The following is a 13,155-nucleotide window of genomic DNA, read 5'->3' as shown; positions in this document are numbered from 1 at the left end:
TTATTACTTTTACAAGTTATGATTCTCACCAAGTGATATTTTACAAAAATACATACGAACGTAGTATTAACTACTACGAATCTCTTATCAAGAGCAGGTGGAGGGAATTGGCCCGATGAAACCCAGCAACCGACCGTAATATTGTCGTGAGACAAGGCGTTCTAATAGAACGCCGAAGCTTTTGCTTCGTAAGGCACGGTGCTAAATCCAGCAGAAATTACTTTCTGGCAGATAAGAGGTGCGAAGAATCGAACCTTCAAGCCTCTTTCAATATGGAAAGAGGCTTTTGTTATTTTTTTAACGAAAGCCTCCTACACACTTTTTATGGAGGGTTAAACAATGACAACATTAACTAAAACGTACGAACCATTAACAGAAACTACTGCAATCGAACTAGCAATTAAACTACATTTCTTTGAAAATAGCACTAGCATAAACTGTAAAGAAATAGGTGACGGCAACTTAAACTTAGTCTTCCACCTTACAGACGAAAATAACAAAGGTGTAATTATAAAGCAGGCATTGCCTTATGCAAAAGTCGTAGGGGAAAGTTGGCCACTTACTTTAAAGCGTGCTCAAATTGAAAGTAACTCATTAAAAGAAGCTGCCAAACACGTTCCTTCGCTCGTTCCAACAGTTTATTATACGGATGAACATTTAGCGATTACTGTTATGGAAGATCTTTCGCATTTAACGATAAGTAGAAAAGGCCTAATGAATGGTGAAGACTATCCTTTACTATCAGAGCATATCGGACAGTTTTTAGCCAAAACGCTATTTTACACTTCTGATTTCGGCTTAAATCAACAAAAGAAAAAACTTTTACAGCAACAATTCGCTAACCCAGAACTATGTAAAATTACAGAGGATTTAGTGTTTACAGATCCATTTTATGATAGTGAAACGAATAATTTCGAGCGTGAATTATTACCTGTCGTATCCGAGATTTGGAACGATTCTTCTCTTAAACTTGAAGTAGCAAAGTTGAAATATTCATTTTTAACAAATGGTGAAGCTCTACTACACGGGGATCTTCACACAGGTAGTATTTTTGCTAGTAATAATGAAACGAAAGTGATTGATCCAGAGTTTGCTTTTTTCGGTCCTATTGGGTTCGATGTTGGTCAATTTTTTGCTAACCTTATCGTAAATGCCCTTAGTAGAGAGCCACAAAAGCAAGGTGTATTATTTGATCATATAAATAAGACTTGGGACGTTTTTACGACTGAATTTACAAAACAATGGACTTTAGACAGTGTTGAATATTTTACGAAAACTGAAGGATATTTGTCCTACGTTTTTCAATCAATATTGGAAGACACAATTGGATATGCCGGTTGTGAATTAATTCGTCGTACCATTGGCCTTGCTCACGTAGCCGATTTAGATAACATCCCTTCCATAGAAACACGATTAAAAGCGAAAACAAAAGCTCTGCAACTTGGCAAATATTTTATTTTGAATAGAGCCAATATTCACTCTGTTGAAGATTTCATCCAAGTTAGCTTACAACATGTACAACAATAAGGAGTAGATATAATGACAACTGTAAGAAACATTCCCATTTCTGTCGAATGGAAAGATACGTATATAAAACTATTAGACCAGCAGAAGCTACCGAACGAAACTGTTTATGTACAATTAAAGACGATTGAAGATGTATGGGATGCAATCGTTACGTTAAAAGTTAGAGGTGCGCCTGCGATTGGGATTGCAGCGGCATATGGGTTAGCCCTTTCCACTAAACAATATAATGTAGAGTCTATGGATGAATTTAAAGATCTTTTCATTAAAGATATAGCTTATTTAGCGAGTTCTCGCCCGACAGCCGTGAACCTATTTTGGGCGTTAGAAAGATTAACAAATGTTTTACATGATAGCAAATCTGTAAACGAAGCAAAAACCAATATAGTTCACGAAGCGATACAAATTCAAGTGGAAGATGAAGCGGTTTGCCACCAAATTGGCGATAACGCCCTCTCTTTACTTCAAAAAGGCGATAAAGTTATGACCATTTGTAATGCTGGTTCTATCGCAACGGCTCGATACGGAACTGCTTTAGCTCCCTTTTACCTTGCAAAAGAAAAGGATTTTCCACTTTCTGTTTTTGCATGTGAAACTAGACCAGTTTTACAAGGTGCTAGATTAACAACATGGGAGTTACAACAAGCTGGTGTGGATGTGACGTTAATAACCGATAATATGGCTGCCCATACGATTATAGCTAAGCAAGTTTCTGCTATTATCGTTGGTGCCGACCGTATAACTGCAAACGGAGATACAGCTAATAAAATCGGTACATTAGGTTTGGCCATTTTAGCGAAACATTTCAACATTCCTTTTTACGTCGCTGCACCTTTATCAACTTTCGATATATCATTAAAAACTGGAGCTGAAATTCCAATTGAGGAACGAAGTGAAACAGAGGTTACGACAATTGCTGGCGTGAAAGTTGCTCCAGACGGAGTTTCTGTTTTTAATCCAGCCTTTGATGTAACACCGAATGAATATATTACAGCAATTATTACGGAAAAAGGAGTTATACTAGGAGATTTAAAAGAAGAAATAGTTAAGTTATTTCAGTAAAGTTTAGACGTTTGGTGATTTACCAAACGTCTCTTATTATTCTTAAAAGCTTGATTCCCTTATTCTATCTTAGCCCACATTTCTTTTGGATTTAGCTCATAAATACCGTTTTCTCTATACATATAGTGATTGTTAATAAATTCGCGTCTTATTGTAGCGTAGTCTTCATGATATTTTTTAATATACTCATTAATCTCTTGTTCTGTATATTTCTTCCCTAGTGTTACTCCTTCTAACATATGCTCAAAAATCATTAATCTTTTCTTTCGTTGAGCAGGAATTGTTTTTAATCTGCCATCAGGCAATAAAAAATTTTTAATAATATCTTCTTTTTGTTTTCCCATTACATCCATCCCCTTTTTCGCTCGATCCATTACTTTTAAAATAGATTCATTAAAAAACTTTAAATCTTTTTCATTTAAATAATAATAAATCGTATTTTTCTCTCGCTTCTCTTTTATTGCACTAACTTCTTTTAGCTTATTCATATGGTGAGATATCGTTGGAGGTGTAACACCAAGCTTCTCCGCTAATTGTTGGCCTGATAAAGGTTCCTCCGCGGCTAAAAGGATGAGCAGTTTAATTCGCGTTTTATCCCCTAACACCTTATAAAAGTTAACCATTTTATTTAATTGCATCTTTCAAAACCTCCACTAATTAGAAAACCATCTAATTAGATGGTTTTTTTCAACATTTTTTACCAAGCCTATACAATATTTGTTGTTTTTGTTCTTTATCAATTACATGTAATTTACTTAAAACTTCCGTATAAAAAACTAATTTTTTCCGTTTACGCATTAAAAACACCCCTTATGTTGTATTAATGCAACTATTTTTATATTAGTAAATTATATGCAGTCTATTGGCTTTTAAAAACTTGTCCAAAAAAGAAATATATTGTTATCTCCATTTTTACTCAACAAAGAGAGGTCGGGACATTACTATTTTGATCTAATAAATAAACGAACAGAAAATTGTAGAGTGGAAATAACCCGCTCCGGAAATATACTTCGCTTTACGCGGGCGGCTGGTGAGCCTCCTCGTGCTAAAGCACTACGGGGTCTCACCTATGCCTTACCTCCCGCAGGAGTCTACGTATATTTCCTCCGCTAATTCTGCAATTTTTCGTTTTTTATCATGATCGTATTAGTTTCATCTCAGCCTCTTTTTTAAAGTTGTATACCTTCGATTTCTAATAATCGTTCTTTCAAATGCACATTATTTCCTGCATAACCTACTAGTTTTTTATTATGACCAATTACTCTATGACACGGTACAACAATTGGAATTGGATTTCTACGGTTAGCCTGCCCAACAGCTCTAACTGCTTTCGGATTATTAATTGCAACAGCCACGTCTTTATAGCTTTGCAACGTTCCATATGGTATATTTTTCAACGCATCCCAAACTTGTCGTTGGAATTCAGTACCTTGAATACGTATCGGTAAATCGAAGGTTATCCGTTCATTATTAAAATATTCAAGTAACTGCTTTTCCACTAATAAGCAAATTGGATGTTCTGGCTCCCACTTTAAAGGCTGAAAAGATTTTAAATCCTCTTCAAAAAAATCGACACTTACTAAAGCTTCTTCATCACATACGATAAAAAGTTGACCAAAACTGTCGATATCTATTGATTTATAATAATACAAACCTCTCACCTCTCATTTAAGTTCTTCGGTAAATATATGTGAAAGGTTGTCCCTTTTCCTACTTCACTATCTACTTCAATATAACCTTTATGTTCTTCTACAATTTTATAACTTACCATTAAGCCTAATCCAGTCCCCCTGTCTTTCGTTGTATAGAACGGCTCCCCTAATTTTTTCAGTTTATCTTCAGGTATTCCAATTCCTTGGTCCTTAATTGAAATAGTAACATAGTCGTTCTTTTCACTAATTGAGATAGTAACCGTCCCGCCTTTAGGCATCACTTCAATCGCATTTTTTAATATATTAATAAAGACTTGCTTCAATTGCTTTGGTTCACAGTATAATATTTCTTTCTCACTCGCAAAAAACGTTTCAAACTGTACGTTCTCTAAAACCGCCTGCGCGCTCATTAAATCAAGTGTTTCTTTCATAATTTTTGTGACATCTTTCTTTTCATATGAAATAGCCTGCGGTTTAGCTAGCACGAGAAATTCTGTTATGATCGATTCAATTCTATTTAGCTCTGAACTAATAACATCAAAATACATCGAATACTTGCTTTCATCTACACTGCTCTGTAATAGCTGAATAAACCCTTTTAATGCTGTCATCGGATTTCTTATTTCGTGAGCAATTCCAGCAGCAAGCTCTCCTACTACATTTAATGTATCAGACTTTTTCAGTTGTTCTTCCATCTCGCGCTTATCAGTAATATCTCGGAAGAAAGTCATATGTAAACCTGGAATTACATTTTTCTTCGCTGAATATTCTATAATCCTATTTCCTTTATTCGTTTCATAAACATATTCTCCACTTAATTCACCTTGCTCACTAAAATTTTTCCAACTTTTATAAATCGGCTTCATTTTTTCACTAGTTAAATAGTGATAAAAGGTTTTATTAACTATTTGTTCCTTTTCTACTCCGATGATTTTACTTGCATTCGCATTAACATCGATAATAGTAAACTGTTCATCCCACAGTACGATTCCATCCATTGCATTATCAAAAATTTTCCGAAACTTTTGTTCACTTTCTCGTAAATCTTTTTCCATTTTTCTTCTTTCACTAACATTACGGAAAATGACAATATTATAGCCATCAATCGTTCCTTTGCTAGCAGTAAATTCCAGCAATTTACTTTGACCATTTGCCATATGAAAAAGAAGTTCTTCACGAATTTCCCCTTTCATAATGAATTGTCTCGCAATATGACCAAACCTTTGGTAACTTTCTTTCGGTAAAAATTGACGTATATCTGCACCTATTAGTTCATCGAGCGGAGCTTCAAACGTTCTACTTGAAACAGGATTCGCTCGCACTATGATACCATTATTGTCTAGTAGCACAATTGGATCTGTAGCTTTTTGAAACATTTGTCGGAACCGCTCTTCACTCCTTTGAAGTTGCAGTTCCATATTACGTTTTCCGGTAACATCACGCATAATACCTAAATAATAATCATCATAAATGTTAGCAGTGATGGAAAACTCAAATAATTTCGTTACTCCATCGTTCGTCGTAATTGGTAGCTCTCCTCGTACTCTCCCATACTCCTCTAAAAATCTCCACATTTTTTCAATCTTAAATCGATATTGTTCCTCTACTAGGTCATATAAAGTATTGTGAATTAATTCATATTTTGATTGTGAAAGGCTAGAGCAAAACGCTGGATTTACATCAATGAAATCTCCTTCTCTATCAAAAAGGACTATACCATCAATTGCTCGAGTAAACACTTCTTGATACATTGGTGCTCTACGAGTCGGTCCATAATCGACTACTTTTCTTGCTTCTCTCATTACAACCGTGTATGTTTCTCGTTCCTCACTTGCAACTACTGTATATTCTACTATTTTAATATCACCGTTATCTAGTTTTAAAATTAATTCGTCCCGATGCTGACCGTTACTATCTATTTTATGTTTTTGATTTTTCACTTCATCTATTGTCATCAACTGTAAAAAATCGTATAACGTTCGTTTCTTTAACTCTTCTTCCGTTAAATCAAATAATTGACATGCCTTCGGATTGCTTAGCACAAAATAGCTCTCTTTATTTAGAATTACTAGTGCATCGTTTGCCTCACGAAATAACATATCCTTCAACTCATTTTCTTGCTTTAACTTAGCGAGTTCTTTTTGGAGATTTCCTACCGTTTCATCCGTTTTCATTCCATTTGTCATACGTTATCACACCCGTTCCTACAATATAACTAATAACTACTTCTACAAAAAGAGCATAGATTCCTTTCCATTTGACACTTAAATCTATTACTAATCAATATTTTTGTAATATTTTCACACTTTATGTTCATACTGCTAATATTATACAAGGAATAACAACAGTAAAATAGTGCGATTTTTCCTATTCGTATGATAGAATAAATAAGTTATATTTCAAAATAGGAGTTTATAAAAATGAAAACAATAGTTACGACATTAAACGCAAAATATATTCATACGAACTTAGCAATCCGTTATTTAAAAGCATATGCAGAGCCTGATTTTGATGTTGAATTAGCCGAATATACGATTAAAGACCCTGCTATGAATGTTGTCTCCGATCTTATTCAACGTAATCCTGAAATAATAGGTTTCAGCTGTTATATATGGAATATTGAAGAGACAATAAAAATTATTAATATGCTTAAAAAGATTAATCCAAACTTAACCATTATTATAGGAGGCCCAGAAGTAACGTACGACGTTTCTTATTGGCTTGATCGTCTATCCTCTGTTGACTTCATCGTCATAGGCGAAGGTGAAATAACGTTTAAAGAATTACTACAACAGTTAAATAGTGATAAAAATTTCGGACAAATTTCTGGCTTGGCATACAGAAAAGATGGAAAAAACGTCATTACTCCTCAACGAAACAAAGTAGACTTAAAAAATTTACCATCACCGTTTCGTTTTGAGGAAGATAAAACACAACTATCAAAAAGAGTCACCTATATTGAAACGAGTAGAGGTTGCCCGTTCAGTTGCCAATTTTGTCTTTCTTCCATTGAAGTTGGTGTTCGATACTTTGATCGTGAAAAAGTAAAAGATGATATTCGTTATTTAATGGATAACGGAGCAAAAACGATAAAGTTTGTCGACCGCACGTTTAATATTAGCCGTAGTTACGCAATGGAAATGTTCCAGTTTTTAATTGATGAGCATAAACCTGGTACAGTATTTCAGTTCGAAATTACTGCTGACATTATGCGACCAGAAGTTATCCAATTTTTAAACGATAATGCGCCGAAAGGACTTTTCCGTTTTGAAATCGGGGTCCAATCAACGAACGACGCAACAAATGAATTAGTAATGAGGAAGCAAAATTTCTCGAAACTATCTAGAACTGTTTCCATGGTTAAAGAAGGAAACAAAATCGACCAACATTTAGATTTAATAGCTGGCTTACCGGAAGAGGACTATAATAGTTTCCGTAATACGTTTAACGATGTATTTGCACTTCGCCCCGAGGAGCTGCAATTAGGATTTCTAAAGTTGTTACGAGGTACAGGGTTACGATTAAGAGCTGCAGATCATAACTATCTGTATATGGATCACGCACCATACGAAATGTTGGGCAACAATGTGTTAAGCTTCCAAGACATCATACGAATTAAACAAGTAGAAGATGTTTTAGAAAAATATTGGAACGACCATCGTATGGATACAACGGTTGAATATTTGGTCACGCATGTTTTTGAAACTCCTTTTGACTTTTTCCAACAGTTTGGGTCCTATTGGGACGAGAGTGGCTGGGCACGAATTGGACATCAACTAGAAGATTTATACAAACGATTATATGAATTTTTACAAAAAACCCATCCACAAAAAATTCATATTATCGAAAGCATAATGAAGTATGATTATGTAAAGGGACAAAAATTCAAGCCACGTAAACCGTGGTGGCCAGAATCAATCGCTCGACACGAACGTTCTCATTACTACCAAGCAATATTAGCTAATAATGATTTACTTGGGAATAATTTTGTACAACATCAATTATCTGAAAAAGATATATATAAGCATACGATTTTAGAGGAAATTCATTTTGACTTAGCTCACTTTTTACAAACAGGAGAAGTACATGAAGCAAAACAAATTATGTTAGTGTACTTTAACCAAACATTAAACCGTTCTGAAGTTTATTGTACTCCTTTAGAAGATGTAAAAAGATTAACTGTGCAAAAATAATTGCGGCTGGGACAAAACTAAATAATCAAGATAAAAAACGAACAATCGACAATCTAGCGGAGGAAATATACGTAGACTCCAGCGGGAGGAAAGGCATAGGTGAGACCCCGCAGTGCGAAGCACGAGGAGGCTCACCAGCCGCCCGCGGAAAGCGAAGTATATTTCCGGAGCGGGTTATTTCCACTCTACTGTTTTTTGTTCGTTTTTATTTTGATAAAATAGTTATGTCCCAACCTAATTTTCTGTTCTAACCAATAATCGTTAGCATTTTCCTTTTTTGCTATTTGATTCTATCGCATTTTCATAAGCTTTAATTGCATTCATATCACCAAACTCTGGTCCAAACTCTTCCATTAATATATCTTTATCAATTGCATGATCTTTTTTATGTGCTTGCTTCTTTTTACGCTTTATCGCTTTCTTTTCCATTCTATCTTCTCCTTTATCTTCCTTGTCTACCTTTTTTCGAATTACGATTAGCGCCCTTTATACTATCTTCTCCTTCATAGGCACTAGAAAATTCTGTATCCGGTAAACTTTCTGTCGGAGTTTTTGTTCCTTTCAATGCAGCTTTACGAGCAACTTTTCTTTTCGCCATCTCAATCACCCCTTAAATTCTTAATGTGTGATTCAAGTTACAACATTAGTTTTTGTATTTTTAAATGAATGTTACGTGCTATTAAATGGAAAGATACGCATTTGTATTTTGTCAATCCGAATAGTAAAAAGAATTCATTAGGTAAAACTATTCGTAAAGCTAGTAGGAGGTGGAATTGCAGATGGATAAAGAAAAGCAACAAAATGATATAGAAGATGTACCATTTATAGACGAGACGATGCCACATCAAATCAGCGCTCCATCATTTAAAGGTTCTAACATTAAAATGAAACCACCATTTGTAAACAGCCACGGTGTCGTGATCGGTGATAGTAAATACAGTTCAGAAAACTCACCATTAAACAACTGGTCTGATGATGTTGACCCTGCTATTATGGCTGGTGACGAGTGGGTTCACCCTACAAACGATATCGGTTGGAACACCGCAGAAAACCGCGAACTAGTAGAAAAATCAAAAAATCCACAAGGAGTTCCATTCATGCATCCCGATAAAGATGTAGGATACGGAAGTGACTAACATTTAGACGAACAGTTTGCTGTTCGTCTCTTTTTGTGTGCAGAAGAAAAGTTTACACCTTATAATTTCTTCAACGATGAAAAAGTCAGAGGTTTATATTAACCACCTGACTTTTTCCAAATTGTGTCTCCTTCATTCGGCTTTCCTTTATTTGGGGGAGGATGTATTCCTTTTAATGAAACAAATACTCCAATTAGACAAAGTACTGTTAAGACGTAGAACATGATTTTCTCTGAAGCACCTATTAATAGCGCAATTGCAGGTGGTCCACTCGCCACACCTATAAACCGCATAGAACTATAAATAGAAGTAATTGTTCCACGTTCTTCTTTTCCGATACCTTCTGTAATAATGGCGTCTAAACATGGTAAGGATATACCAATTCCGATACCTCCAACTAAGAACAGCCCCATCGTAACCCATACATCATCAAAAAAGCTGTTAATAAAAACTGCCCCACCAAGAAGCCCGATGCTACTTACTATTAACCATTTCATCAATATTTGGTTTTCCTTTATCTTTTTACCGGTAATATAGGAAGCGATACAAAGAGCCGCTAGCGGAATTGCTAAATATAGCCCCTTTTTCAACCCATCAATTTCATGCTTTTTCTCTAGCAAATCAGATAGATAAAAAAGAATGCCAAATAAAATAAACATCAAAATTCCACCGATAATAAAAATGGCCAAAAGCCATTTGGCATGCCTCTTAAAAATCCCTTTTACCCCTTGCACAAATTCTTTGAAAGGAACTGGTTTCTCTTTTTCCTTTTTAGGAGCTTTAACTAAAAAAATCATTAAAACGACAGATAAAGCACAAAATGCCGGTATCGCAAAAAATGGAAGAAACCAAATAATTCCTGCTAATAAAGCACCTAGTACTGGACTAAGTACTTTTCCTAACGTATTAGATGTTTCGATAATCCCTAGATTTTTACTAACTTCTGTTTCACTTTTAAACATATCCCCTATTAAAGGCATTACGATGGGAGAAGCCCCTGCAGCCCCTATGCCTTGTAGCGTCCTTCCGGCGAGTATGAGCCAATATGGGTTTTCGGCCTGCCAACCGGCCCACCCAGAAATGATTCCTCCTACAGCTGCAATAATTAAACTCGGAATGATTATCGCTTTTCTGCCTAGCCGGTCAGATAAATACCCTGCTACAGGTATAAGAACGATAGCTACTATTGAATATACTGTAATGATCATGCTAACTTGAAATGAAGTAATATCTAATTTTTTTTCAATGGTAGGTAGAACAGGTATTAGCATAGAATTTCCTAAAGTCATCACAAGAGGAATAGAAGCTATGGACACGACTGCCCACCTTTTATGTTGCATAGCAATACCTTCCTTAATCATTGTAATCAATAATGTATTCCTTTTTTAATATGGTCTGGATTGTTTGAAAATATTTTGCCAAAAAAAGACGTGGGTAATTATCTATTTTTATAATGTTGCATTAAAACTGGATTTAAGAACAAAAGCGCAGGCGCTTGGTAGAGATACAGGAAATACGGCGAACTGCGCTAAACAGGTGTTGACTTATCGTACTTCGGATAAGGGAAGTTTGATACGACCTAAACGCCGGAGCTAGACGTAACGAAAGTAAAAATAATAGTTATCCACAAAATTTAACGTTTATGGGTCCAAAACGATAAAAAAAGCCTATGGTTCCCCATAGACTTGCTGTTACCCTATAATAATTCGCTCAACAGGATAATGATAATTCGGTGGCTTTTCTTTACTTTCTAGTATAAATAGGAACGTCAGTAAACCAACTCGTCCTATAAACATTAAACATATAATCACTAACTTACCAATTGTAGATAAATCAGGAGTTATACCCATTGATAGTCCTGTCGTTCCAAAAGCTGAACAAACTTCAAACAATATTTGAATGAGAGCAAAGCTTTCGGTAGCACTTAAAATAACGACGGAACTACCTACAATAATGATTGCTAATAAAAGGACAACTAATGACTTTACTATATCTTCATGGTGGATTTCTCTTCTAAAGATTTTAACATCCTTTTTACCTCGTGCGAAGTGATAAAGAAATAAAATGTTTAAGGCAAAAGTCGTGGTTCTAATACCTCCCCCAACTGAGCTTGGGGAAGCTCCTATAAACATTAATCCACTCATAACTAATAGTGTTGCTAAGGAGAACTCACTTACAACCATCGTTGCTAAACCACCGCTTCTAGTTGTAACGGATTGGAAAAGCGCATAGAAAAATGATTCATGCCAAGACAAACCTTTAAAATAATTATTAAATTCTAACAGGATGAGCATAATCGTACCAAATATAATTAATAGAGCAAACGTTAATGATGTAATTTTAGTAAACAAAGAAAAACGAAACTTCCCACTTCTATTTGTTAAAAATTCCTTTACTTCGACCAATACTGGAAATCCAATAGCACCAGTAGTAATTAAAAGCATCGTAATAAATTGGACAAAATAATCATGTGCAAAAGGAACGAGTGATTCTCCCGTAATGTCAAATCCACCGTTTGTTGTAGCACTAACAGAAGCAAAAAATCCGTGTAAATACGCTTCCTGCCACGTTGGAAAATACGATAAATAATAGGTCCCTAACACTAATGCCCCAATTAACTCAATTATTAAGATTAAAACTAAAATATGCTTAATTAATTTAACAATACCAGAAAGATTGGATTGGTTTTGGTCGAGCATCATTAGTTTTCGTTCGCGGAGTCCAATTTTTCTTCCAAGTAATAACCAAATAAATGTACCGACAGCCATTACACCAACGCCGCCAAACTGTAAAACAAACGCTAAAATAAATACCCCTGGTACTGTAAACGTTTCTGCTGTATTTACTACTGTTAAGCCTGTCACACTTACTGCACTGACCGCTGTAAACAATGCATTAATAAACGTCCAGTCATCACTAGTATGTCGAGCTACTGGAAGGCTTAATAATATAACCGCTATAATTACTGCGATAAAATAAAAGCTTACAATTAATTGTGCAGGAGACATACTATGTAATCTTTTATTTATCATAAACTTAAATTTTTCCATAATAATCCTTTCTTTACTTGCTTGTTATATGTATATGATAGATGATTATTCTTACATTTTAAAGAACAAATTTATCATTTTCCATCCTAAGAATTAATATTAATGCACACTTTTTGGTGAGTATTACCAAACTGTAAAAAATCTTCCCATCTATGTGGAACTTTCCAAGTATGATGACTCTATTAAATCTAATACTATTAGTACAACTTTTCAAGTAAGAAAAGTTAGTAAGATGGGAGGGATCATGATGGCTAGAAGTAGTAATAAATTACTTGTACCAGGAATTGAACAAGCTCTAGACCAAATTAAGTACGAAATCGCACAAGAATTTGGTGTTCAACTTGGCTCTGATACGGTATCCCGAGCAAACGGCTCCGTAGGTGGAGAAATAACAAAACGTTTAGTAGCACAGGCTCAGTCACAATTAAAAGGCCAATAATTTCATATAAAATGGACGAACCTAGAGAGTATTTGCTCTCTAGGTGTTTTTCTTACATAAAAAAACTCACATTTTTAAATGCGAGTAAAAGTTAAAAAC

The 13,155-nt window shown here is 35.0% G+C and carries 13 protein-coding genes and 1 riboswitch; of the genes, 6 read left to right on the top strand and 7 right to left on the bottom strand.

From position 1 onward, the window contains the following. Positions 1 to 81 precede the first annotated feature (81 nt). Positions 82 to 238, top strand: a riboswitch (SAM riboswitch). Positions 239 to 339: 101 nt separating this feature from the next. Continuing rightward, on the top strand, positions 340 to 1,527 hold the full coding sequence (gene mtnK, locus O1A01_RS11735; RefSeq protein ID WP_066421959.1) for an S-methyl-5-thioribose kinase: 1,188 nt from the start codon (positions 340 to 342) through the stop codon (positions 1,525 to 1,527). A gap of 12 nt (positions 1,528 to 1,539) precedes the next feature. Continuing rightward, complete coding sequence (mtnA, locus tag O1A01_RS11730) at positions 1,540 to 2,586, top strand: S-methyl-5-thioribose-1-phosphate isomerase (protein WP_066421956.1); 1,047 nt, start codon at positions 1,540 to 1,542, stop codon at positions 2,584 to 2,586. Between the two features lie 59 nt (positions 2,587 to 2,645). On the opposite strand, the gene O1A01_RS11725 is transcribed toward mtnA, so the two are convergent. The 3 genes from O1A01_RS11725 to O1A01_RS11715 all read right to left on the bottom strand — a co-directional run bounded on the left by O1A01_RS11725 (position 2,646) and on the right by O1A01_RS11715 (position 6,424). Next, positions 2,646 to 3,224: a DUF2087 domain-containing protein gene (locus O1A01_RS11725; RefSeq protein ID WP_270066321.1), complete on the bottom strand. Its 579-nt coding sequence runs from the start codon at positions 3,222 to 3,224 to the stop codon at positions 2,646 to 2,648. A 531-nt stretch (positions 3,225 to 3,755) separates the two neighbouring features. Continuing rightward, complete coding sequence (locus O1A01_RS11720) at positions 3,756 to 4,238, bottom strand: methylated-DNA--[protein]-cysteine S-methyltransferase (RefSeq protein WP_270066320.1); 483 nt, start codon at positions 4,236 to 4,238, stop codon at positions 3,756 to 3,758. A gap of 5 nt (positions 4,239 to 4,243) precedes the next feature. After that, positions 4,244 to 6,424 (bottom strand): PAS domain-containing sensor histidine kinase, encoded by a 2,181-nt coding sequence (locus O1A01_RS11715; protein WP_270066319.1) that lies wholly within the window; start codon positions 6,422 to 6,424, stop codon positions 4,244 to 4,246. 234 nt (positions 6,425 to 6,658) lie between these two features. Between O1A01_RS11715 and O1A01_RS11710 the strand changes: the two genes are divergently transcribed. Beyond that, a complete protein-coding gene (locus O1A01_RS11710; protein WP_270066318.1) occupies positions 6,659 to 8,431 on the top strand; it encodes a B12-binding domain-containing radical SAM protein in 1,773 nt (590 codons plus the stop codon). A gap of 65 nt (positions 8,432 to 8,496) precedes the next feature. Next, on the top strand, positions 8,497 to 8,682 hold the full coding sequence (locus tag O1A01_RS25460) for a hypothetical protein (protein ID WP_412766296.1): 186 nt from the start codon (positions 8,497 to 8,499) through the stop codon (positions 8,680 to 8,682). 10 nt (positions 8,683 to 8,692) lie between these two features. Here O1A01_RS25460 and O1A01_RS11705 read toward each other — a convergent pair whose 3' ends face one another. Both O1A01_RS11705 and O1A01_RS11700 read right to left on the bottom strand, forming a co-directional pair. Next, a complete protein-coding gene (locus tag O1A01_RS11705; RefSeq protein WP_169714878.1) occupies positions 8,693 to 8,860 on the bottom strand; it encodes a hypothetical protein in 168 nt (55 codons plus the stop codon). Positions 8,861 to 8,873: 13 nt separating this feature from the next. Continuing rightward, entirely contained in the window at positions 8,874 to 9,029 is a 156-nt protein-coding gene (locus tag O1A01_RS11700; RefSeq protein ID WP_094366109.1) for a hypothetical protein, read from the bottom strand. Between the two features lie 181 nt (positions 9,030 to 9,210). Between O1A01_RS11700 and O1A01_RS11695 the strand changes: the two genes are divergently transcribed. Beyond that, the gene (locus O1A01_RS11695; protein WP_066420486.1) at positions 9,211 to 9,567 is read left to right on the top strand and encodes a DUF3905 domain-containing protein; all 357 of its coding nucleotides are present in this window, start codon (positions 9,211 to 9,213) and stop codon (positions 9,565 to 9,567) included. 98 nt (positions 9,568 to 9,665) lie between these two features. On the opposite strand, the gene O1A01_RS11690 is transcribed toward O1A01_RS11695, so the two are convergent. Next, complete coding sequence (locus O1A01_RS11690) at positions 9,666 to 10,928, bottom strand: bacillibactin exporter BcbE (protein WP_270066407.1); 1,263 nt, start codon at positions 10,926 to 10,928, stop codon at positions 9,666 to 9,668. 330 nt (positions 10,929 to 11,258) lie between these two features. Continuing rightward, positions 11,259 to 12,617 carry a TrkH family potassium uptake protein gene (locus O1A01_RS11685; protein WP_270066317.1) on the bottom strand — a complete coding sequence of 453 codons (1,359 nt, stop codon included), beginning with the start codon at positions 12,615 to 12,617 and terminating at the stop codon, positions 11,259 to 11,261. A gap of 247 nt (positions 12,618 to 12,864) precedes the next feature. Between O1A01_RS11685 and O1A01_RS11680 the strand changes: the two genes are divergently transcribed. Further along, complete coding sequence (locus tag O1A01_RS11680) at positions 12,865 to 13,056, top strand: alpha/beta-type small acid-soluble spore protein (protein WP_066420482.1); 192 nt, start codon at positions 12,865 to 12,867, stop codon at positions 13,054 to 13,056. Positions 13,057 to 13,155: the final 99 nt, after the last annotated feature.

This window comes from Sutcliffiella sp. NC1, from assembly GCF_027594365.1.
Taxonomy (GTDB): domain Bacteria; phylum Bacillota; class Bacilli; order Bacillales; family Bacillaceae_I; genus Sutcliffiella; species Sutcliffiella cohnii.
This window is presented reverse-complemented; position numbering and strand designations above follow the sequence as displayed.